This is a genomic window from Citricoccus sp. GCM10030269 (genome assembly GCF_042665635.1).
GTDB lineage: Bacteria > Actinomycetota > Actinomycetes > Actinomycetales > Micrococcaceae > Citricoccus.
Genome location: NZ_JBHTCV010000005.1, coordinates 1,278,784 through 1,300,947, shown reverse-complemented (window position 1 = coordinate 1,300,947; position 22,164 = coordinate 1,278,784). Strand labels below are relative to the sequence as shown.

At 67.5% G+C, this 22,164-nt stretch carries 21 protein-coding genes and 1 tRNA gene; 11 read left to right on the top strand and 11 right to left on the bottom strand.

All coding sequences use genetic code 11. The features are described from left to right. Positions 1-103: 103 nt before the first annotated feature. Positions 104-832, top strand: a complete 729-nt coding sequence (locus ACFQQD_RS13040) for a TIGR02206 family membrane protein (RefSeq protein WP_378090014.1) — start codon at positions 104-106, stop codon at positions 830-832. A gap of 38 nt (positions 833-870) precedes the next feature. Here ACFQQD_RS13040 and ACFQQD_RS13035 read toward each other — a convergent pair whose 3' ends face one another. Further along, a complete protein-coding gene (locus ACFQQD_RS13035) occupies positions 871-1,182 on the bottom strand; it encodes an AzlD domain-containing protein (protein ID WP_378090012.1) in 312 nt (103 codons plus the stop codon). Further along, complete coding sequence (locus ACFQQD_RS13030) at positions 1,179-1,853, bottom strand: AzlC family ABC transporter permease (protein ID WP_378090010.1); 675 nt, start codon at positions 1,851-1,853, stop codon at positions 1,179-1,181. The genes ACFQQD_RS13035 and ACFQQD_RS13030 overlap by 4 nt, the downstream gene beginning before the upstream one ends. 207 nt (positions 1,854-2,060) lie before the next feature. On the opposite strand from ACFQQD_RS13030, the gene ACFQQD_RS13025 reads away from it, so the two are divergent. Together ACFQQD_RS13025 and ACFQQD_RS13020 are read left to right on the top strand one after the other, a co-directional pair. Further along, positions 2,061-2,134 (top strand) — tRNA-Val (locus ACFQQD_RS13025). A 282-nt stretch (positions 2,135-2,416) separates the two neighbouring features. Beyond that, positions 2,417-4,432: a threonine/serine exporter family protein gene (locus ACFQQD_RS13020; RefSeq protein ID WP_378090008.1), complete on the top strand. Its 2,016-nt coding sequence runs from the start codon at positions 2,417-2,419 to the stop codon at positions 4,430-4,432. Positions 4,433-4,505: 73 nt separating this feature from the next. Here the strand turns inward: ACFQQD_RS13020 and ACFQQD_RS13015 are convergent, their stop codons facing one another. After that, a complete protein-coding gene (locus ACFQQD_RS13015) occupies positions 4,506-5,192 on the bottom strand; it encodes a uracil-DNA glycosylase (RefSeq protein WP_378090006.1) in 687 nt (228 codons plus the stop codon). A 120-nt stretch (positions 5,193-5,312) separates the two neighbouring features. Between ACFQQD_RS13015 and ACFQQD_RS13010 the strand changes: the two genes are divergently transcribed. The 3 genes from ACFQQD_RS13010 to groL all read left to right on the top strand — a co-directional run bounded on the left by ACFQQD_RS13010 (position 5,313) and on the right by groL (position 8,322). After that, complete coding sequence (locus ACFQQD_RS13010; protein ID WP_378090004.1) at positions 5,313-5,651, top strand: DUF3263 domain-containing protein; 339 nt, start codon at positions 5,313-5,315, stop codon at positions 5,649-5,651. A 92-nt stretch (positions 5,652-5,743) separates the two neighbouring features. Further along, entirely contained in the window at positions 5,744-6,445 is a 702-nt protein-coding gene (locus ACFQQD_RS13005) for a LytR C-terminal domain-containing protein (protein WP_378090001.1), read from the top strand. Between the two features lie 230 nt (positions 6,446-6,675). Then, on the top strand, positions 6,676-8,322 hold the full coding sequence (gene groL, locus ACFQQD_RS13000; RefSeq protein ID WP_378089999.1) for a chaperonin GroEL: 1,647 nt from the start codon (positions 6,676-6,678) through the stop codon (positions 8,320-8,322). Between the two features lie 138 nt (positions 8,323-8,460). On the opposite strand, the gene ACFQQD_RS12995 is transcribed toward groL, so the two are convergent. The 7 genes from ACFQQD_RS12995 to ACFQQD_RS12965 form a co-directional block, all read right to left on the bottom strand. Beyond that, positions 8,461-9,396 carry a DUF4031 domain-containing protein gene (locus ACFQQD_RS12995; RefSeq protein ID WP_378089997.1) on the bottom strand — a complete coding sequence of 312 codons (936 nt, stop codon included), beginning with the start codon at positions 9,394-9,396 and terminating at the stop codon, positions 8,461-8,463. A gap of 100 nt (positions 9,397-9,496) precedes the next feature. After that, positions 9,497-9,787 (bottom strand): WXG100 family type VII secretion target, encoded by a 291-nt coding sequence (locus ACFQQD_RS12990; RefSeq protein ID WP_378089995.1) that lies wholly within the window; start codon positions 9,785-9,787, stop codon positions 9,497-9,499. Between the two features lie 104 nt (positions 9,788-9,891). Continuing rightward, positions 9,892-11,544: an ATP-binding protein gene (locus tag ACFQQD_RS12985; protein ID WP_378089993.1), complete on the bottom strand. Its 1,653-nt coding sequence runs from the start codon at positions 11,542-11,544 to the stop codon at positions 9,892-9,894. An 81-nt stretch (positions 11,545-11,625) separates the two neighbouring features. Beyond that, positions 11,626-12,333 carry a response regulator transcription factor gene (locus ACFQQD_RS12980; protein WP_378089991.1) on the bottom strand — a complete coding sequence of 236 codons (708 nt, stop codon included), beginning with the start codon at positions 12,331-12,333 and terminating at the stop codon, positions 11,626-11,628. A gap of 69 nt (positions 12,334-12,402) precedes the next feature. Beyond that, positions 12,403-14,178: a DNA repair helicase XPB gene (locus ACFQQD_RS12975; protein ID WP_378089989.1), complete on the bottom strand. Its 1,776-nt coding sequence runs from the start codon at positions 14,176-14,178 to the stop codon at positions 12,403-12,405. Then, entirely contained in the window at positions 14,171-16,597 is a 2,427-nt protein-coding gene (locus tag ACFQQD_RS12970; protein ID WP_378089987.1) for a helicase-associated domain-containing protein, read from the bottom strand. Before ACFQQD_RS12970 ends, ACFQQD_RS12975 begins: the two co-directional genes overlap by 8 nt. A gap of 16 nt (positions 16,598-16,613) precedes the next feature. Next, positions 16,614-16,907 carry a hypothetical protein gene (locus tag ACFQQD_RS12965; RefSeq protein WP_378089985.1) on the bottom strand — a complete coding sequence of 98 codons (294 nt, stop codon included), beginning with the start codon at positions 16,905-16,907 and terminating at the stop codon, positions 16,614-16,616. A 209-nt stretch (positions 16,908-17,116) separates the two neighbouring features. Between ACFQQD_RS12965 and ACFQQD_RS12960 the strand changes: the two genes are divergently transcribed. After that, the gene (locus tag ACFQQD_RS12960; protein ID WP_378089983.1) at positions 17,117-17,500 is read left to right on the top strand and encodes a cold-shock protein; all 384 of its coding nucleotides are present in this window, start codon (positions 17,117-17,119) and stop codon (positions 17,498-17,500) included. A 7-nt stretch (positions 17,501-17,507) separates the two neighbouring features. After that, positions 17,508-18,086, top strand: coding sequence for a DUF3027 domain-containing protein (locus tag ACFQQD_RS12955; RefSeq protein WP_378090148.1), 579 nt, complete (start codon positions 17,508-17,510; stop codon positions 18,084-18,086). Here ACFQQD_RS12955 and serC read toward each other — a convergent pair. After that, positions 18,083-19,210, bottom strand: a complete 1,128-nt coding sequence (serC, locus tag ACFQQD_RS12950; protein WP_378089981.1) for a phosphoserine transaminase — start codon at positions 19,208-19,210, stop codon at positions 18,083-18,085. The genes ACFQQD_RS12955 and serC overlap by 4 nt on opposite strands. Before the next feature lie 181 nt (positions 19,211-19,391). On the opposite strand from serC, the gene ACFQQD_RS12945 reads away from it, so the two are divergent. The 3 genes from ACFQQD_RS12945 to ACFQQD_RS12935 all read left to right on the top strand — a co-directional run bounded on the left by ACFQQD_RS12945 (position 19,392) and on the right by ACFQQD_RS12935 (position 22,081). Beyond that, complete coding sequence (locus ACFQQD_RS12945; RefSeq protein ID WP_378089979.1) at positions 19,392-20,192, top strand: iron dependent repressor, metal binding and dimerization domain protein; 801 nt, start codon at positions 19,392-19,394, stop codon at positions 20,190-20,192. 253 nt (positions 20,193-20,445) lie between these two features. After that, complete coding sequence (locus ACFQQD_RS12940; RefSeq protein WP_378089977.1) at positions 20,446-21,309, top strand: C40 family peptidase; 864 nt, start codon at positions 20,446-20,448, stop codon at positions 21,307-21,309. 277 nt (positions 21,310-21,586) lie between these two features. Further along, entirely contained in the window at positions 21,587-22,081 is a 495-nt protein-coding gene (locus ACFQQD_RS12935; protein WP_378089975.1) for an HNH endonuclease, read from the top strand. The last annotated feature ends 83 nt before the right edge of the window (positions 22,082-22,164 follow it).

Here is a 22,164-nt window from a genome sequence, read left to right as displayed (position 1 = left end):
CAACCCGATCACTGACTCCAAACAGGTTGACACACACCGATTCCCGGGCGTGTTGGGGCACTTTTGACCTCCAGTTGCGAGAGGGACTGGATAATCTGTGCCCATGACCTCGTTCATGGACCCGGACGCGCCGTTCATCCGGTTGTTCGGCCCGGACCATCTGCTGGCCCTCGGGACCGTCGTCGCGGTGCTGGTGTCGATGCTCCTGTTCCGCCGCTCCGTCCGGGACCATGCCGGGTACCTCCGATGGGCACTGCTGACGCTGGCCATCCTGCAACAGGTGGGCCTGTACTCCTATCAGGCCTTCGTGGCCGGCTGGGACTGGGGCGATTCGATGCCTCTGCATATCTCTCGTGTCACCACGCTGATCCTCATCGCCTACCTCATCACCGGCAAACACGCCGTGCTGGAGGTCGGGTTCTACTTCGGGCTCTATGCCTATGCCACGTTCCTGTATCCGCAACGGATCCAGCCCATGGACCATCTCATGGGGTGGAGTTTCCTCATCAGTCATGCCGTGACGATCCTGGTCCCGATCTACGCGGGCATCGCCGAGGGCTGGCGGCCCACGCGGGCGGGACTATGGCGGTCCTACCGCTGGTTCCTCGTCTACTTCGTGGCGATCCTGGGTGTCAACCGGCTCACGGATGGCAACTACTTCTACCTCAAGTACCGCCCGTTCTTCCAGGAACTGCCGGATCCGGTCTACTGGCTGGCGGCCTGTGCGGCCACGCTGGCCCTCATGGGCTTGGGATATCAGGTGTCCCGGCGCTGGCCCGCGAGCCGCGAAGCCGTCGTCACGGCTCCATCCGGGTTGACGACCAGGCACTGAGGTCTCGGCGGCAGGAAGACTCCGCGCCGACGTCGTGCCTAGGGCAACCCCAGCAGCCGCAACCCGGCCGCCGTCCCGGCCCCGACGAGCACCACCACGAGGAATGGCGCCCTCAACAGCAAGGCCACCGCCGCCGCCACCAGGGCCCCGAGCCGCGCATCCGGCAGGAGTCCCTGCCCGTCACCCACCGAGTTCATCACCACCAGCGCGGCCAGCAGCCCGATCGTCACGGCATTGGCCGTCTGCAGCATCCTGGGATCCTCCAGCCAGCGCGCCGGGACCAGGTAGCCGAGCATCTTGGTGGCGAACGCGACGGCACTGGCCAACAGCACCCATCCCCACATGGTCATGACCGATCCTCCTTGTCCTGCGCCGTGCGTGCCTCGTGCCTGGGAGACACTCTTCGTGGCCGGAACCAACCCCACAGCCCGGCGACCGCCGCCGCGACCAGAATGGGGATACCAGACGGCAGCAGCGGCAGGGTCAGCGTGGTGATCAGCGCGGCGACGACGGCCAGAGCCCACGCGTCTGCGGACTTCAGCCGCGGCCACAGCAGGCCCAGCATGGCGGCGGCGGCCGCACCGTCCAGCCCCCACGTCTTCGGGTCTCCGAGGAGGTCTCCGGTCACGGCGCCCACCACCGTGAACGCCGTCCACAACACCCACACCCCGACGCCGGCCGTCCAGAAACCGACCCGGCGACCGCGGGCGTCCGGTTGGGCCATGGCCGTGGCCGCGGACTCGTCGATGGTCACCTGAGCCGCCAAGGGTTTCAAGGCCGTCCGGGGACGCAGCATGGCGTTCAGTTGCATCCCGTAGACACCGTTGCGCAGGCCCAACAGACTGGCGGCTCCCGTGGCGGCTGCGCCGGCGCCACCACCGGCGAGCACACCGATGAACGCGAACTGGGATCCGCCGGTGAACATGAAGGCGCTCAGCACGATCGTCTGCCACGTACTCAGACCGGCGGCCACGGCCAGCGCCCCGAAGGAAATTCCGTACAGTCCTGTCGCGATCGCCACCGAGAGACCGGTCCGGAAGGCCGGCTCAGAACTCAGCGAACCCACTGCACGCCGTCTCCGTCAGGGCACGCTCGAGTCGGCCGGATAGTGATGTGCATGCCCGTCATCCTAGAGCCGTTCGGCACAGTGGGCAGTTTTCCCGTTGACCGTCTGTTCTGGTAGGCTTTCACAGCTGTCAGCCCCTTGTAGGATCGCTGGCGCAGCGCTGGATCTTTAGCTCAGTTGGTTAGAGCGTTCGCTTCACACGCGAGAGGTCGCTGGTTCGAGTCCAGTAAGATCCACCCACGTTGAGAAGTTCCCAACATGCCCCGCCAGAGTGCGGGGCATGTTTGCGTCAGAACACCTTTTGTCAGGGGCTGCCGGCGGGAATGGCCCATCAACCCTGAGACTTTTGCCCGCTGGCGGTTGAGGTTCCGATGGTCCGAGGAGCGGCTGGGGCCACCCGATCGTAGGCCGTGAGGACTGGCACCTACAGTTGGTACGGAAGCCTCATCGCGGGCCAGTAAAGTATCTGTGGCACACCATGGTGGGAGTGTTTCGGTTCTGCCCTGAAGGGAGCGGCGGTGGAGGAAAACCCCGGGACCCGGTCTGGATTTCGGCACGCTCAGGAGCCGCCGACCGACCTGGCCCAGATCCCCGTCATCAAGCCCTCCCGGCGCTCCGAAGAGGAATCCGCCGATCGGCCCTCGGACGTCAACGGTGGTGCCCAGAACCCGGACGACGGCGGCCCGCAGGGCCTCAAAGACGGCACTCAGCACGCCGACGGCGGCACCCCGGACTCCGGCGAGGGCGTCGACTCAGATTCCGGCGAGGAGGTCGCCGCTCCCACCTCCGCCATCGATTTCGCCCTGGGGCCGGCTGCCGAAGCGGCCGGCCAGACGGGTGGCCAGGCGGTGGTCACCGGCGGGATCAGGGTATCCAGCACAGAGACTGCCTCACTGTCCTCCTCCCCGGCGGGAGAGAGTCTGCGCCAGGACACCGGCCGGGAACGAGGCCATCCGACCCTCGCCGCAGGCGAGGACGAGGCGACCGGAGGAGTTGCCGAGTCGTCCCTGACGGAACCTGCGACGTCGGACCCCGTGCCTCAATCTGTTCTGGCGCCCTCCGAGCCGACCACGGGGGAGACCCCGACGGCTGCGCCCGACAAAAAGCCCAAGAAACCATCCAAGGGCCGCATGCGGTTCCCGGGTGGTTCGGCCTTCCGGCGGATCATGCACTCGGAGCCACTGCCCACGCAGTCGCTGTCCATCGTGGAGCGGCTCGCGCACAGCCCGTACGTCAACCCCTTCCTGCGGGCACGGGACAATGCCGACGCCGACGCCCGCACCACCCTGGACTTCGCGCTGAAGCTGGGGGAGACGATGTTCCGCTTCGGTGCCGGCGCTCTGGAGGTCGAGACCTCGATCATCGTGGTGACCCAGGCCTTCGGCATCCACGAGACCGAGGTCGACATCACCAACCAGTCGATCACCCTGAACTACGCGCCCAGCGCCAAGATGCCGTACTCCCTTCACCGGGTGGTCCGGTCCTGGTCTCAGAACTATGCCGGGCTGGCACACCTGCACCGGTTGGTCGCCGCCGTGGCCGCCGGTGACATGGATCGCGACGAGGCCCAGCAGACGCTGGCGGACATCCGGCACCGGCCCAAGCCCTTCCCACGGTGGATGTCCACGCTGGCCGCCGGCCTGTTCGCCGCCACTTTCGTGTTGTTCATCGGAGGCGGACTGGTGGGCGCCGGGGTGTCCCTGCTTTCCACGTGCCTGTTGATCACCGTGGTGGACCAGTTGGGCCGGGCTCGGATTCCCGAGTTCTTCTCGATCATGGTCGGTGGCTTTCTGGCCACGCTCATCACCCTGGTGCTGTACACGCTGGACGTGGATCTCACGCCCTCACTCGTCATTGCCGGCGGGATCATGCTGTTGCTTCCCTCCGGCCGGTTCGTCTCCGCCGTGCAGGACGCCATCAACGGCTTCCCCGTGACTGCGGCAGGGCGTTTCGTCTCGGCGTTCCTGGTCTTCGCTGCCCTGATCGCCGGGATCGTGGCCGCCGTCGTGTTCGCCTCTCTGGTCGGTGTGCCCGAACTGGATCTGGCGGTCGAACCAAGCTTCAGTTACCCGGTGTGGGTGATGGGCATCCTGGTGTTCGCCGCCGCGATCTGGGATTCAATCTTCGAGCAGTCCGAATGGCGACTGCTGTTGCCGACCGCCGTGGTGTCCCTCTTCGGCTACGTCGTCTATGTGGCGGCCGAGTATGTGGGCACCGGCGCCCGACTGTCGCCGGCCATCGCGGCTGCGGCCATCGGTGCGCTGGGCCGTTACGTGGCTTTGCGGATGGGCGCTCCTCAGCTGGTGGTCGCCGTCCCGGGCATCCTGTTCCTCCTGCCCGGTCTGACCATTTTCCGCTCCATGTACAAGATCGCGATGGACTCAGGGGCCATGGAAGAAGGCATGATCGGGTTGTTCAACGCTGCGACGGTGATCATGGCAATCGCCGCCGGCGTCGTGCTGGGCGACACCATCGCCCGCCCGCTGACCAAGGCCTTCCAAGCCAACGAACGACGACGGATTGGTCGCCGCTAGCGCAACCTTGCCGCGGTGCCCGGCACCAGGCGCTGCTGCGCGCCGATGGGTGCTGCTGGGTCCGGTGGTTGACTCAGGCGCCTCGATCCACTCGCCAGTCGATCGGTTCGGCGCCCGCTTGAACCAGCAACTCGTTGGTCCGGCTGAACGGCCTCGAACCGAAGAAGCCACGGTGAGCCGAGAGGGGAGACGGGTGCGGTGACTCGACGATGCCGACGGAGGCCGGTCCGCGCAGCACCGGAGCCATCCTCCGTGCGTCCGCGCCCCACAGGATGGCGACGAGTGGTGTGCCCCGCGCCGCCAGCGCCGCCACAGCCGTCTCGGTGATGGCTTCCCAGCCCAGGCGACGGTGGCTGGCTGGTTGCCCAGCCGTCACGGTCAGGACCCGATTGAGCATTAGCACGCCCTGATCGGCCCACGCCGTCAGATCACCATGAGGCGCCGGCGGAATGCCCAGATCGGACTCCAGTTCCTGATAGATGTTCGCCAGGGACCGGGGCAGCGGCGTGACGTGCCGGTCGACCGCGAAGCTCATGCCGATCGGATGGCCCGGGGTCGGATAGGGATCTTGGCCGAGGATGAGGACTTTGACCTCGTCGAAGCTCTGCCGGAAAGCCCGGAGAATATTCTCAGGGGCCGGCAGGATCTGCTCGCCGCCCGCGCGTCGTTGCCGGATCTCGGTCCCGACGGCGGCCAGCGTCTCGCGCTGTGGGGCCAGGGCGCGGTCCCAACCGGGGTCGAGGGGGCTGATCAATTCCATCGCTGGCAGACTACCCGCCGGCGGAATAACATGCATGTAGTTTGGCCCGTTAGACTGTGGAGTACTCCGCTTCAGGCCCGTCTGGGCCGTGCCGGAACAGGACGTCGGAAGGACCACCTCATGACTGCAGCACACTCCGCCGAGGCGGATCATTCGGAGACCTCTGTGACGGAACAGTCGGGGTCGTCTGAGCTGTCCGAATTGTCTGCGTCATCCGAGTTGTCCGAGCGCGAACGGACCATCCTCGATTTCGAGGACCAGTGGTGGAAGTTCGGCGGGGCGAAGGACCAGGCGATCCGGGACCGCTTCTCCTTCTCGGCGACCACGTACTACCAAGTGCTCAACGGCCTGCTCGACCGCCAAGAGGCATTGGCCTATAAGCCGATGCTGGTCAAGAGATTGCGTAGACTACGGACCACACGCCACCGTGCACGCAGTGCGCGGCGGCAAGAGGCCTGAGCACCGCAGTACCTGCCGGGCCGTGTCCATGGCCGTGCCGCGACGCCCTGAGGCGGCGCGGCACGTTGCCGAAGATCTCGTGATGGTGGCCGATGACTCAGTATCCGCGCGATCAGTTCGACGACGTGCCCGAATACCGCGACCGCAAGGGAACCCACCGCGCCAACGCCGTCGTGGTGTCCGCCTCCTCAGGGTTGCTCTCGATTTCCGTGGCCGCCGCCTTGGCCCTGATCGTCGGCGCCTTCTGCTTCCTCGTCCTGCCGTCCTTGTTACCCGCGGGAGCCCCCACGTCCGGCGCGCCCGCCGGTGCCTCGGCGTCGGAGAGCCCGGACTCCAGCCCGGCAAGGGCGGCCGAATCCTCCACCGCGCTGTCCGGAGCGGTCGAATCGCCGGAGTCCTCTGCCCCGTCCGAACCGAGCGAGCCCTCCGAGACAGCCGGCTCGGACGAAGAGCAGACCGAGGAGCCGGAATCATCAGAGAGCCCTTCGGCCTCCGAGGCACCAGCGGAATCGGCAACTCCTGATACCGGAGACACCTCGGCTCCGGTTGAGGTCTACAACGCGTCCTCCATCAACGGCCTCGCCGGTCAGGTCTCCGGAACGCTGTCCTCGTCCGGGTACACGGTCGCCGGAACCGGGAACTGGCAGGGGTTTTCCGTGCCGTCGTCGGGCGTCTACTACTCCGTGAACGAAACCACCGCTCAGGCGGTGGCGAGCGACCTCGGCCTGCCGCTGATCTACGAGCCCCGCGTTCCGGGGATCGCGGTGGTTCTCAACGCGGATTACGCCGGCTGAGAGAGCCCGCGTCGGGCCGAAGCGATGTTTGCACTCTCAGGTGGCGAGTGCTAAATATGGACTAGCACTCCGAGGTTCCGACTGCCAAGCCCGCAGGCATGCGGGTGGTCGTGATCGCGGGGCAGACCTGAACGTGGTGAGGTCCGGTTGTGGGCCGTCCGTCGCGGGCACTGCACAGGTCAGTTGAGTACTGCCAAGCAACGCCAAGGTCCAGAAAGGACAGTGCACACATGGCCAAGACCATTGCATTCGACGAAGAGGCTCGCCGCGGCCTGGAACGGGGTCTGAACACCCTGGCCGACGCGGTCAAGGTCACGCTCGGCCCGCGCGGCCGCAACGTGGTGCTGGAGAAGAAGTGGGGCGCCCCCACGATCACCAATGACGGCGTCTCCATCGCCAAGGAGATCGAACTCGACGACCCGTACGAGAAGATCGGTGCCGAGCTCGTCAAGGAGGTCGCCAAGAAGACCGACGACGTTGCCGGTGACGGCACCACCACCGCTACCGTGCTGGCTCAGGCCCTCGTCAAGGAAGGCCTGCGGAACGTGGCCGCCGGCGCCGATCCGCTGTCCCTGAAGCGCGGCATCGACAAGGCCGTGGCCGCCGTGATCGAAGAGCTCGTCGGCTCCGCCAAGGAGATCGAGACCAAGGAGCAGATCGCCGCCACCGCCTCCATCTCCGCCGCTGACACCCAGATCGGCTCCCTCATCGCCGAGGCGCTGGACAAGGTCGGCAAGGAAGGCGTCGTCACCGTCGAGGAGTCCCAGACCTTCGGCCTGGAGCTTGAGCTGACCGAGGGCATGCGCTTCGACAAGGGCTACATCTCGGGCTACTTCGTCACCGACGCAGAGCGCCAGGAGACTGTGCTGGAGGATCCCTACATCCTCATCGTCAACTCCAAGATCTCCAACGTGAAGGACATGGTCGCTCTGCTGGAGAAGATCATGCAGTCCGGCAAGTCGTTGCTGATCATCGCCGAGGACGTCGAGGGCGAGGCTCTGGCCACGCTGGTCGTCAACAAGATCCGCGGCACCTTCAAGTCCGTCGCCGTCAAGGCACCCGGCTTCGGCGACCGCCGCAAGGCCATGCTGGCCGACATCGCCATCCTCACCGGTGGCCAGGTCATCTCCGAAGAGGTCGGCCTCACCCTCGAGAACGCCGGACTGGAGACCCTGGGCACCGCCCGCAAGGTCGTCATCACCAAGGACGAGACCACCATCGTCGAAGGCGCCGGTGACGCCGAGGAGATTGCCGGACGCGTCAAGCAGATCCGCGCCGAGATGGAGAACACCGACTCCGACTACGACCGCGAGAAGCTGCAGGAGCGCCTGGCCAAGCTGGCCGGCGGCGTGGCCGTCATCAAGGCCGGTGCCGCTACCGAGGTCGAGCTCAAGGAGCGCAAGCACCGCATTGAGGACGCCGTCCGCAACGCCAAGGCTGCCGTGGAAGAGGGCATCGTCGCCGGCGGTGGCGTGTCCCTGACCCAGGCCGGCGCTCGGGCGTTCCCGAAGCTCTCCTTGGAGGGTGACGAGGCCACCGGCGCGAACATCGTCAAGGTCGCAGTCGAGGCCCCGATGAAGCAGATCGCCTTCAACGCCGGCCTGGAGCCGGGTGTCGTGGCTGCCAAGGTCAAGGGCCTGCCGGCCGGGCACGGCCTCAACGCCGCCACCGGTGAGTACGAGGACCTGCTGGCTGCCGGCGTCAACGACCCGGTCAAGGTGACCCGCTCTGCTCTGCAGAACGCCGCCTCGATCGCCGGCCTGTTCCTGACCACCGAGGCCGTCGTGGCCGACAAGCCGGAGCCGGCATCGGCTGCACCCGGCGGCGACGACATGGGTGGCATGGGCGGTATGGGTGGCATGGGCGGCATGATGTGATCATCTGATCACCCGCTACACCACGGAAGGCCCGGTCCCGAGAGGACCGGGCCTTCCGGCGTTTAACCCGCACCCTCTCTACCCATCCCACTTTGCGGGCAGAACGAACCGGTTCGTTCTGCCCGCAAAGTGAGGGGGTTAAGGGGTCCAGTGGCGGGAGGTGGGGTGGAGCTCGGCGGAGAGATTTCTCCGGGCCGCCTTCTCCCAGAATCGGGCCCCGGTGCGGGTGCGGTACAGCGGGCGGGAGTCCAGCAAGGACTGCACGACGGCGGCGCGGCCGGCCGCGAAGTCCGGGTCCGGCACGTGGGCGAACTCCTCACGAATGGCGGAGAGGTAGCGGCCGTAGTCGCCGCGTGGCCGGCTGAGAATCTCCAGGTCGGCGTCGCTGAGGACGGCTCCGGCTCGGTCGGCGGGGTCCCGTGGTTGATGGTGGGCGGTCATGCGCACCAGCCGCGAGGTCTGCTCGATTTCGGCCTCGGGAAGTCCGAGCTCGGACAGGGTGGTCTCGGCGAGAACGGCCGAGTCCTCTTCATCCTGGCCCGGTGCCCGCTCCGGAGCAGCGATATAGACGGCGTCATGGAACCACGCCGCCAACTTGACGCTGCGCGTCCACCGGCCGCACTCTTCCCCGTGGCGCAACAGCAGGTCGATGGCTTTGAGCACCGCGAGCAGGTGGGAGCGGTCGTGGTAGTGGCGGTGCGGTTGGGACCACCGCCCCAGAAGGTCGGCGACGACGGGTTCACGCTCGAGTGGAGAGTGGCCCGGCAACAGCCGGTTGAACCGCTGGATCAGGACCTTGTCCAGCTTGCCGGAACGTTGAGCGGCGGGAATGCGCAGCCCGGAGGCCACGAGCCGCCGGACCAACTCGGTGCCGCTGACCTCCTCCGCACCACGGGCGACCAGGTCGTCATAGCGCTCCACCGGGACGTCATAGTGGTCGCCGTCGAAGGCCCGGGGAGACACTCCGGCAGCGGCGGCGAAGGCGTGCAGTTCCTCCAGAGAACGGTCCGACACCAGGTGGGAGAACACGGTGCCGTGGGCCGGCCAACGCGCCGGATCGATCAGCATCGCCATGGGCCCAGCCTAACGATGCCTCCTGGCAGTCGGCTGCACCCGCGGAGATCCCCAGCGGGGTTCAGCAGCGGAGACCCCCAGCGGGGTTCAGCAGCGGAGTTCAGCCGCGGAACATGGAGGCGTTGGCCGTCTCGGCGTCGAGGTACTGCTGGGCGGCATGCGTCATGGCCCCGCGGATGGAGACGAGGGACTCCTCGACCCGAGCCTGGGTGGTGCGCCATTCGGTCAGGATGGACTGGAAGTTGTTGGCCGCCTGACCACGCCAGGTGTCTTGGAGCTGGCGCAGGTTCGCCTCCATGGCATTGACTTCGGTCTGCAGACGGCCGATGGAGGATTCCACCGCCTGGCTCTTGGCCATCAGGTCTTCGGTGTCGATCTGGACGAGCGCCATGTTCTCTCCTAGGGCGTGGAGTCGGATCCGGACCCGGTGGTCCGGCCGGTGATCACCGGTGCCTCTCACGTTAGGAGGGTCCCTGAGCCGCGCGGGCGGCCCCACTACTCGTCTGTGGACACCGGGCCGGTCTCGGGTGCCTGTGTAGGACGCGGCGCTTGTGTGGGTCGCGGAGGGATGGCATCCGTTTCGGTGGAGGATTCGGTCGACCCCTCACCCTCCTCAGCCGGTGGCGCCTCAACCCAGGGCAGACGCACGGACATGGTGGCCCCGCCGCCGGGAGTGGGATGCAGGCGGACGGTGCCATCGTGCTGGGCGACGATGGCCGCGACGATCGCCAGACCGAGCCCCGTGCCACCGGTCTCGCGCTGGCGCGAGGAGTCGGCCCGGTAGAAACGCTCGAAGACCCGCGCGGCGTCCTCTTCGTCGATGCCGGGACCATGATCGCGGATCTCGATGACGGAATCGCGAGAGCCGTGAACCTGGCGGCCGTCAGCGTGGACCGATCCCGGTAGGACGTCCACCGTACCCACCGCGATCTCCAGCGGGGAACCGTCCGGGGTGTAGCGCAGGGCGTTCGTCACCAGGTTGGCCACCACCTGCCGGAGCTTGTCCTCGTCGCCGACCGTGGGCGCGGGCGTCGCTCGGCCGCCGTCGAGCCCCTCGAGCTGCACCTCACGGTCCGGCGCGTTCACGCGGGCGTCCAGGACGGCGTCGTTGGCCAGCAGCATCAGATCTACCGGTCGGTGCTCCAGCGGGCGCTGCTCGTCGAGCCGAGCCAGCGTCAGCAGATCCTCGACCAGTTGCCCCATCCGCTGGGCCTCGCCCTCAATGCGTCCCATGGCGGCGGCCACGTCGTCCTCATCGGTGATCCCACCGTGCCGGTACAGCTCGGAGAAGCCGCGAATGGTCACCAAAGGAGTCCGGAGTTCGTGGGAGGCGTCCTGGATGAAACGGCGCATCCGTTCCTCCGACTGCTCCTTGGACCGGAACGCCGTCTCGATGTGGGCCAGCATGGCGTTGAGCGAACGGGACAATCGGCCGACCTCGGTGTCCGGGGCGCCCATCTCCACACGCCGAGAGAGGTCTCCGGCGGCGATCTGGGCAGCCGTGCGTTCGACGCGCAGCAGGGGCCGGAAGGCGCGGGTGGTGACGCCATAGGCGATGACCGAGGCGCCGGCGGTGGCGAGCAGTCCAATGGTGGCGACCAGTGAGGTGACGCGATCCACCGAGTCGTGGACGGGGGCCAGGGGCAGGGCGATGATCAGCGAGCCCTCATCGGATTCGAGTCGGTAGGCCTGCACGCGCCAGCCGCGGGAAGACTCGGCGGTGCCCGGGACCTCGAAGGCCTCATTGCTGCGCTCGACGACTTCCTCAGCGGTCATCGCCGGGATGTCCGGCTGATCCTCATTGGCCCCGGTGAAGGCGGAGTTGGTGGTGGTGTTGCCCTCGTTGTCCTGCAGCTCGCCGTAGAACCGCAGAATCGACTGAGGAGAGGAGAAGAAATCGACGTTGGTGCCCAGGCTGGTCAAGTAGCGGGAGACATTGTTCCGGTTGACGAAGAGGTCCTCATCGATTTGGCGCACCAGTTCCTGCCGGAACAGTGAGGCTGTCAGCGCGGCGGTGACGATCACCGCCAGCAGCATCAGCCCACTGGTCATCACCACGAGCTGCGTCCGCAGAGAAGCGGTCTTCCACAGCCGGATGAGCTCGCGGAAGGGCCGGAAGCCCTGCCGGAGATTCACGGATGCAGGCATGCGTTCAAGGATACGGGCCCGACGGGCGCGGTCTGCGCCAGCATCGCAGGCAGCACCGCAGGCACCGCCGTCAACGGGCCGTCAGCGCTTGTCGGCCGAGCGCAGCAGATACCCGACGCCGCGCTTGGTCTGGATCATGTCCGGCAGCTCCGGGCGGTCGATCTTGCGGCGCAGATACGAGATGTAGGATTCCACGATCGAGGCGTCTCCGTTGAAGTCGTACTCCCAGACGTGATCCAGGATCTGCGACTTGGACAGCACCCGGTTCGGGTTCATCATCAGGTAGCGCAGCAGCTTGAACTCGGTGGGGGAGAGCTCCACCACCTCACCGGCGCGGCGGACCTCGTGCGCGTCGTCGTCGAGCTCGAGGTCATCCACGCTCAGGATGGCCTCGTCTCCCTCATCCGGCGCGGTGCGCCGCAGCACCGCGCGGATGCGGGCGACCACCTCGTCCAGTGAGAAGGGCTTGGTGACGTAGTCGTCACCGCCGACGGTCAGGCCGGTGACCTTGTCCTCGGTGTCGTCCCGAGCGGTGAGGAAGAGGACGGGGAAGTGACGGCCGGCAGCGCGCAGCTTGCGGGTCACGGTGAACCCGTCCATGTCCGGCAGCATCACGTCGAGAACGGCCAGATCGGGCTGTTCCTTCTCCGCAGCTGCCAGCGCCTCGCGTCCGTTGGCCGCCGCGACGACGTCGAAACCGGCGAACCGCAGCGAGGTGGACAGCAGCTCGCGGATATTCGGCTCATCGTCAACGACCAAGAGCTTGGCTTCGGATTCCTTAGACATCATGTGTCTATCGTCCACCCGTTCGCTGGGTGGTAGCTGGACGTCCGCTGGACGCATTGTCGGTGTTGTCGCTCAACGCACCGTCGGTAGGTCCCCGGCGTCCATGATCGTGTAGGCGTAGCCCTGCTCGGCCAGGAACCGCTGCCGCTTCTGCGCGTACTCCTGGTCCAGCGTGTCGCGGGAAACCACCGTGTAGAAGTGGGCAGACTTGCCGTCCTCCTTGGGACGCAGCAGCCGGCCCAGCCGCTGGGCCTCCTCCTGGCGGGACCCATAGGAGCCGGAGACCTGAATGGCCACGGAGGCCTCGGGCAGGTCGATCGAGAAGTTCGCCACTTTAGACACCACCAACACCTCCAGGGTGCCCGCTCGGAATTCGCCGAACAGCCGCTGGCGCTCCGCCACGGACGTGGAACCGGTCAGCACGGGGGCGCCGAGCATCTCCCCGAGTTCGGCCAGCTGGTCCAGGTATTGACCGATCACCAGGACCTGCTCACCCGGGTGGCGGTCCACGATCGAGCGCACCACCGGCAGCTTGACCTCCGAGGACGAACACAGCCGGTACTTGTCCGCGTCCTCGGCCATCGCGTAGGCGACCCGCTCGTCCCGCGGCAGTTCCACTCGCACCTCCACGCATTCGGCCGGCGCGATGTATCCCTGGGCCTCGATGTCCTTCCAGGGGGCGTCATAGCGCTTGGGGCCGATCAGCGAGAACACCTCGGACTCCCGGCCGTCCTCGCGGACCAGGGTGGCGGTCAGTCCGAGGCGGCGGCGGGCCTGAAGGTCTGCGGTCATCCGGAAGATCGGGGCCGGCAGCAAGTGGACCTCGTCATAGATGATCAGGCCCCAGTCGTGCCCATTGACCAGTTCCAGGTGGGGGTACAGGCCGCCGCGTTTGAGGGTCAACACTTGGTACGTGGCGATGGTGACCGGCCGGACCTCCTTGACCGAGCCGGAGTATTCACCGATCTCGGACTCCGTCAGGGTGGTGCGCCGCAGCAGCTCGGCCTTCCACTGCCGCGCGGAGACGGTGTTGGTGACCAGGATCAGCGTGGTGGCGTTCGCCGTCGCCATGGCACCGGCGCCCACCAGGGTCTTTCCCGCACCGCACGGCAACACCACGACGCCGGACCCGCCGGCCCAGAAATTCTCCACCGCCATGCGCTGGTAGGGACGCAACTGCCACGGCTCGGCCGCGCCGTCGTCGGGTGCCTGCTCGGTTTCCGGGACCTTCCCGGTTTCCGGCAGCTCCCCGGTTTCCGGGACTTCCCCGGTTTCCGGCAACTCCCCGGTTTCCGGCAACTCCCCGGTTTCCGGCACCTCGGTGAGGCCGATGGGGTGCGGGGTCCCGTCCACATAGCCGGCGAGGTCCTCGGCCGGCCAACCGAGTTTGAGCAGCTGCTGTTTGAGCTGGCCGCGACTGGCGGCGTGCACCACCACGGTCTCACCGTCGATGCGTGGGCCGAACATCGCTGCGGCCTTCTGGGCGTGCAGCACCTCTTCGAGCACGGGGTAGTCGTCGGTGCGCATCACCAGCCCGTGCAGGGGATCGTTCTCCAGGCGCAGTCGCCCGTACCGGGACATGATGTCGTCGATGTCCATCAGCAGCGCGTGGGGTACCGGATAGCGCGAGTACGTCAGCAGCACGTCCAGGACCCGCTCGGCATCCACACCGGCGGCCCGGGCGTTCCAGAGGCCGAGGTGCGTGATCCGGTAGGTGTGCACGTGTTCCGGGGCTCGCTCCAGCTCGGCGAAGGAGGCCAGGGCATGGCGTGCCTCGGTCGCTGCCGGGTGGTCGACCTCGAGCAGCACAGTCTTGTCCGATTGGACGATCAGCGGGCCGTCAGCCACGGGATTCTCCTCGCATCTGGGTCAGGTTCCCCTCGTGAATGTACTGCGCAGAGACCACGCGGTGCAGTGGCACGACCGTTTCCGCCTCGCGGTCCGGAACCAGGCAACGGACCCGCCCGCCGGCGACCGCCAGGGGCACCACGCTGCGGGAGTGGCGTTGGCCCTGTGGATCCACGGTGACCAGATCGACGGTCAGCCGGTGGCGGGCAGCATGGCGCAGCACCGTCACGGCTTCCTCGGTTCCGGGTCCGGTGGGAGCGGGGCGGGGAGTCGAGCGCAGCCGGGCCACCTGAGCGCTCAGTTCGTCGTCGGACGGGACCCGGCGCACCGCCCGGACCGGTTCGGGGAAGGGGTTCGGCGCCGCTTCGCTCGGGTCGGCACCGGGGTCATCAGTGACGTCACGGCGGGCGACATGGTCAGGGGTGTGGGCGTTGGGGTCAGTGGTGTGGGCGGTGGTCCGGGCGGCTCGGTGGCCGGCCGCGGTGAGCAGTCGGTGCAGTTCGTCCTGCCCGACGCCGGCCACCACCACCGTGGGTGCGAGCCGTTCCAGCCGGGCCGGGGCCATGGCCGGATCAGCAACGATCACGTCGAGCAGGTCGGTGTCCTCGGAACGCAGCCACGCTCCGGACGCTCCGACAGTGAGTCTCCCATGGCGGCGGGCGGTATCCAGCAGCAGATAATGCAGCGACTGCGGAATCTCATCCTCGGAGTGCGCCGTGAGGAACTCTTCGAGCTCTTCAGCAGTGGCCCCCGTCTCCAGAGCTCGGTGCAGGGAAGCCTCCGAGAATCGGTAGACGCGGGCAGTGCCATCACCCTCGGCATCGGCCATGGTGGCCAGTCGGCGGGCCACCTCCGGATCGAGATACCCCGGTGCCACGGCGGTCAGATCTCCCTGCAGACGCACCCGGGTGAGCGGGGCCGGAAGAGCATTCCCGACGTCGGCCGCGGCCTCCTCGAGACGGTCGGCGGCCACCAGCGCGCCCGCGGGGGTCAAAGCACTGGCGCCGGTGAGCCCGAGCCGGGCGGCCTCCGCGAGAAGAGGAGCGGTGAACGCGGCAGTGCGGGTGAATGAACGAGGCCGACGCCACCGTTGACGGTCCGGGACGGCACGGTCCAGAGCGATGCCGGGGCGTTCCTCCTCCAACTCCCGTGCCGTGTCGAGGACGGCGGTGCGGAGCCGTGGGGCGTCGGGACGGTCCCGGTCGGCGGCGAGGGCGCGTCCGGCGGCGTCCGACCCGGGTACGGGGCCGAGCATCGGTGCGCGGCCGCTGCGCATCCATCCCAGCACGAGTGTTTCCCACTGCCGGTGACGTTCACTGCGCCGCCAGGCTGCCGACTCGGTGCCCGGAACCCAGTGGGAGGTGTCCGGATCGAGGAAGATCAGCCCTGCGGCGGCCAGCAGCTCCAGGAGCCAGGCGGCCTCCTCGGGGGAAGAGCCCACGGCGTCGGCCAGCCGCTTCACCTCGCGCACGCCGACCCCGCCGGAGCGCAGCGTGGGCAGACCGCGAAGAGCGCTGCCAGCGCCAGCTGCACTGCCAGCAACACCAGCACTGCTGAGCGCGGTCAAGATGTCGTCGGCGCCGCGCAACAGGTCGCCGATGGCCGCCAGAGCGGCATTGCGGGACAGGGCAGCAGGCACGGCGCCGGCCTCGGGAGTCGGCGCACTGGTGTCAATGCTGCGCCCGGCGGTGCCGTTCCGCCAGGCCAGGCCCGCCTCCAGCGGGTGCTCGGCGACGGTCCGTCCCTCACCGTCCTGGCCAGCGGGCACCAGCAGCTCGGTGCTCAACAACAGGCCATGGATGCGTCCCGGAGGTTCGGGAATGAGCGCCACGGGAGAGGATTGCAGCGCGTCGAGGGCCGAGGCGACGTGGTCCAGGACCTGCTCGACTTGCTCAACCTGCTCGGTGTTGGCATCGAGGTCCGCACCGAGGTGGCTTCGCACGAGCTCCAAGAGGCCTTCGCGATCCGCTGGGTAGTTGGACTGGTGGTCGACGCCGAGGGCGACCGCCGGGCGTCCGAAAGACAGGGGATATCGGCCCAACGCCGCCGAGACCGGCAGCGGAAGGTGCCAGCCGTCGTCGTGCTCCAGGACGAGGGCGGCATCCGCGAGGTCGGTCACCACGGTGGTGAGATCCGGGCCCGCGGAGAAGAAAGCGGTGAGCTCTTCGATCGAGGCGGCCGGGCCGGGGTCGGACCGTTGGTGGTGACTCAGGACGGAGAGGGCCTCGAGGACGTCGAGATGCGCTCGATCCAGTCCGTCGAGGGCGTGCAGGACGGACATCTGGGTGCTGGCGCGGGCGGCGAGGGCCGCGAAATCCGGAACGGGCGGATGGCACAGATCCGGGCGCAGCAGAAACAGGCGCCGGAGCCGTTGATCGGTCCACCGAGAGAAGCGCTCCGTCAGGGTGGCGGCCGTCATGAGTGCGGAAGCCGGATCAGGCGCGACGCCTCAGCACGGCCTTGGTGACCACGAAGGCCAGCATCAAGGCGAAACCGAGGGGGAATCCGTAGAGTCCGAACCAATAGAAGACCGGCCACGCCGTGATGGTGAGGAAGTAGGAGGCCAACAGCAGGACCAGGCAGGCGAAGGAGACCGCAGTCAGGGCAGCACCGGCGACGAGCAGAACACGCAGCCACGGGGAGTTCTCCGGGTGGTGTGGCGGAAAGTCAGCGTCGGACGGTGAACCGTGGACACCGGTGTGGAGGGAGGACGCAGGTCGAGCGGGCATGGATTCCAGTATACGCGGGCGTGCAAACGGCCTCTGGCCGAGGGCTGGCTCAACAGGGCTGAGCAGGGGAAGCACGGAAGGAGAGCGTATCCTGGGTCAGCACAGATTTTCCCTTCCGTCCAGCACACGAGTTGTTCAGCGACCGGCGACGAGGGCCCGCCCCGGCAGGGTTGCATAGAGTGCACCGACGAGAGATGAGGACATGAGGAATGCCCACAGGCAAAGTGAAGTTCTACGACTCGACCAAGGGTTTCGGGTTCATTCATACCGATGACGGCGATGAGGTTCATCTGCCCTCCTCGGCGTTGCCCTCCGGGGTCACCGAGGTCCGGGCCGGCACCCGGCTGGAGTTCGGAGTGGCCGAGGGGCGCCGGGGTCCGCAGGCTCTGAGCGCCCGCATCATCAGCGAAGGTCCGTCCGTGGTTCGCGCCACCCGTCGCGATCCGCAGGATATGGCAGCGGTGGTCGAGGACCTGATCAAGTGGCTGGATATGGCCTCGAACAATCTGCGCAAGGGCAAGTATCCGCAGAAGTCGCAGGCGGAGAAGATCGCCATGGCGTTGCGCAAGGTGGCAGACGACCTTGAAGCCTGACTCCGTGATGGACCCAGAAGCGACCACCGAACCAGCGGTGCGCATCCCACCGAAGCCGACCCGGGCGCCGCGCAAGCGCGCCCCCAAGCTGGACGAGGTTCTGGCGGCCGCCGTCGATGAGGCCCGCAACGCCCTCGAGGGCCTGGCCGAACCGGCACAGATCGGCGAGCACGTGGGCGCCGAGCCGGACGATGACCGACTCGTGACGCACCGGTTCACAGCCAAGCTCTCCGGCTATCGGGGCTGGGAATGGTTCGTCACCCTGTCCCGGGCGCCGCGCAGCAAAGTGGTCACCGTGTGCGAGACGGGCCTGCTGCCAGGTGCTGACGCCATTGTGGCTCCCGACTGGGTGCCGTGGTCAGAGCGGGTCAGCCAGGAGGAGAAGATTCGTCTGGAGGCCATCGCCGCGGGAGAAGACCCGGAGAAGGCCCTCGCCCGTGCGGCCGGAGTGCCGCAGGACGAGGACCAGCCGTCAGAAGCGTCTTCCGAGTCCTCTGCGGAGGATTCCACTGAGGACTCCACTGAGCCGGACTCCACTGAGCCGGCCGCGGACGAATCCTCGGACCCGTCGGCCGCTGAGGCTTAGCCCAGGCGTTCCACCACATAGTCGATGCAGTCCAACAGCGCGCTGACGTCGTCCGGTTCGATGGCGGCGAAGGTGGCGATGCGTAGCTGATTCCGGCCGAGCTTGCGGTACGGCTCGACATCCACGATGCCGTTGCCGCGCAGGATCGAGGCCACGGCGGCGGCGTCGATGTGGTCGTCGAAATCGACCGTGGTGATCACCGCGGAACGATCTTCGGGACGCGCGACGAACGGCGTCGCGTAGCTGGAGGCCTCGGCCCAGGTGTAGACGCGGTTCGAGGAGTCCTCGGTCCGCGCGGTGGTGAAGTCCAGGCCGCCGTTGGAGTTCATCCACTGCAGCTGGCTGTCCAGCATCACGAGGGTGGCCAGGGCCGGGGTGTTGTACGTCTGGTTCTTCAGCGAGTTGTCGACTGCGGTCTTCAGGTCCAAGAAGTCCGGGATCCAACGGCCGGAGTTCTTGACCTCCTCGACCCGGTCGAGCGCAGCGGGAGAGAACAGGGCCAACCACAGGCCGCCGTCGGAGGCGAAGTTCTTCTGCGGCGCGAAGTAGTAGGCGTCGCTCTGCGCAACGTCCACGGGCAGCCCGCCGGCGCCCGAGGTGGCATCGATGAGCACCAGCGCGTCCTGCGCCGCTCCGTCCACTCGCCGCACCGGAGCCGCCACACCGGTCGAGGTCTCGTTCTGCGGCCAGGCGTAGACGTCCACGTCGTCCTCCGCGCGCGGTTCGGGACGGGTCCCCGGCTCAGCGGTGAGGATCGAGGACTCCTGCAGGAAGGGCGCATTGTTGGTCGCCTTGGCGAACTTCGAACCGAATTCGCCGAAGGAGAGATGCTGGGCCTTGTTGCGGACCAGACCGAAGCTGGCGGAATCCCAGAACGCCGTGGAGCCGCCGACGCCGAGGATGACCTGGTATCCCTCCGGCGCGGAGAACAACTGGGCCACACCCTCACGGACACTGCCGACCAGGTTCTTGACCGGCGCTTGTCGGTGAGATGTGCCCAAGAGCCGACCACCGGCGGCTGCGACGGCCTGGACCTGGTCCTCGCGGACCTTCGACGGTCCTGCACCGAATCGCCCGTCCCTCGGCAGCATGGTCTGGGGGATGGTCACCTCGGGTGTGCTCATGGGTTCTCCTGACATCTCTGATCCGGCAGCGGCTTCCATTCTCCCGCACTCAGAGAGGTGGTCCGGCTACGTGACTAGAATGGAGGACGGACTCCCCGTCCGCAGTACTTGCCTTGACTTTCCTGGCAAGGGATGGCCCGGACGCGGCGAATCAATGGGGACCTGGAGAGGAACATCGGCCGTGACGGACCTGATCGACACCACCGAGATGTATCTGCGCACCATCCTCGATCTGGAGGAGGAGGGCATCGTCCCCCTGCGCGCCCGGATCGCCGAGCGCCTCGAACATTCCGGTCCCACCGTGTCCCAGACGGTGGCGCGGATGGAGCGCGACGGCCTGGTCCATGTCGGCAACGACCGCCATCTCGAGCTGACGGATGAGGGCCGGGAGAAGGCGGTCGGCGTGATGCGCAAGCATCGGCTGGCTGAGCGACTGCTTTCCGACGTGATCGGACTCGACTGGGCGTATGTGCATGAGGAGGCCTGCCGCTGGGAGCACGTGATGAGCGAGCAGGTGGAGCTGCGTCTGCTGAAACTGCTCGACAATCCCGTCGACTCTCCCTACGGCAATCCCATCCCCGGACTCGGCCACCTCCACGTCCCGCCGCTGGGGACCGGCCTGGCGCTGGCTCGCGGCGAACGGCTGTCACTCGCCGCTCAGCAACCCGGGCGGTACACCGTCGTGCGGCTGACCGAGGCCATCCAGACGGACCCCGAACTGCTCGGGGAGCTCGCGCTGGCCGGGGTCCGCCCCGGGCAGGACATCGAGATCGCTCAGGGGGACGGATACGTCACCGTCCGGGCGGCCGATGCGGCCGAGGGCGGCGTGGCTCTCGAGGTCTCCGAGGAGACCGCCTCGCACATCGTCGTGGAAGGCGCGGTGGAAGGAACCGTGGAGCCAACCGCGGAGGCCGGTGCGGAGCGTGGTGTGGACGGTGACGTCGACGGCGGCAATAGTCACGAATCGGCTTCCGTGTCGTGACCTTGACGCAACCGTGAAATCCGCGTCGTTGTGCGGATTCAGGGCCAACGTGCAGGGTTTTCCACCGTTCTCGTGACCTCAACGTGACATTTATAAACGTTTGATATACCTTGGATCCAGCGCTTCGGACGGTCCCGGTCGAAGCGAATAGCCGTTGGTTTGCCATACCCCCCGCGATCACGGTGTCACCAAGCAGTCGTCCATCATGGCGGGGGCGGGCTTTGCCCGGAGGTACGTGAGAGAGGTATTTACGTTGTCGAAGCGCAGCTCCGCAGCACGCCACCGTGCCGTCCCGGCGAACACCAATCCCCTGGAGACGATCTCCAAGGCCGTCTCCTCGAACGCCGGTACTGTCGGTCGCCAGGCCGCCGTCGTGGCTGCTGCGTCTGGTCTGGTGTTGACCATCGGCATGCCGGCCCAGGGTGCCGCCCCGGCCGTGCGCGAGACCACCAGCATTCCGGCCCCCGGCCTGGACATCGAGCGCACCTCGATGACCACGGTGAACGTGGCGGCCGCCAAGGACGTCAAGGTCGAGCTCGACCGGGCGCCGGTCTCCTCCAAGCCGGCTCCGGAACCAGAGCCGGAGCCGGTCGTCGAGGCCCCCGTCGAGGAAGAGGCGCCGGCCGCCGAGGTCACCACCGCTTCGCAGTCCGATTACTCACAGCAGGAGACCAGCCAGGAGCAGGTCTCGCAGCAGGCCGAAGAGCCGGCTGAGGAGTACACCCCGGCCCAGCAGAGCGCTCCGGAGCCCGAGCCGGCCCCGCAGAGCTCCAGCGTGGGCGGCGTCGTCGGCGCGGCCTACTCCGGCGTCGGCGTTCCCTATGTCTACGGCGGCAAGGGCCCCGGCGGCTGGGACTGCTCCGGGTTCGTCTCCTGGGCTTACGCCCAGGCCGGCATCAGCATCCCGTCCTCCACGTCTGCGATCCGCGGCTCCGGGCTCTTCGTGCCGACCAGCAACCCCAAGCCGGGCGACCTGGTGTTCCAGAACGGTGGCGGCCACGTGGGTATCTACGTCGGCAACGGCCAGATGATCGGCGCGCAGAACCCCTCCGTGGGCACCTTCCAGCACTCAGTGACCCGCAACCCGCTGATGGGTTACTACACCTACGTCGGCTGACGACCGACACCACCGTCCGCTCCAGCGGACCAGTGACGACTGCTACGAGGGCCTCTCCGCTACGGAGGGGCCCTCGGTCGTGAATGGCACATGAAGCACCCGTGAACAGTCCGGCGACACGCCCGGAACCGGGGGTGCTTGTGCTCGGGACCACTCCGGCGGCGCGTATCCTGAGACTGATCGTCAACCCGATACATTCCGCAGTCGCCGGATGGCCGGGTAGCTACCCGGCTGACGGTCCGGTGCCCGCGGTACACGCGAGCTGCGAGGTACGCCCATGCGCACTCTGGTCCTGAACGCCGGCTACGAGCCCTTGTCCGTCGTCAGTTACCGGCGTGCCATCCTGCTGGTGGGCACCGGCAAAGCCAGTGTGCTCGCTGATGGTGGGGAACCCGTCGTCGGGCCCTCGTCCACAGTGCGCCGACCGGCCGTGATCCTCCTGACGCGCTATGTCCGCATCCCGCATTCGGACTCCACCCCCGTGTCCCGGCGGGGAGTGTTGCGCCGCGATGGCCACATCTGCGCCTATTGCGGGCGATCGGCCACCACCGTGGACCACGTCCACCCTCGGTCCCGTGGCGGAGAGGACTCCTGGGAGAACCTCGTGGCCTGCTGCCTGCGGTGCAACAATGCCAAGGGCGACCGGTCCCTGGCCCAGCTCGGCTGGTCGTTGCGGATCACGCCCACGCGGCCCCGCGGACCGCAGTGGCGCATCCGAGAGCTGGAGAAGCCCGCGGAGCAGTGGACGGATTTCCTCGCCGCCGTGGCCTGAGACGGTCGTGGCTTGAGACGGTCATGGTGAGAGGGAGTTGATGGCCCGAGGTAGTTGACCGCGAGCATCGGCTGCCGCCCTAA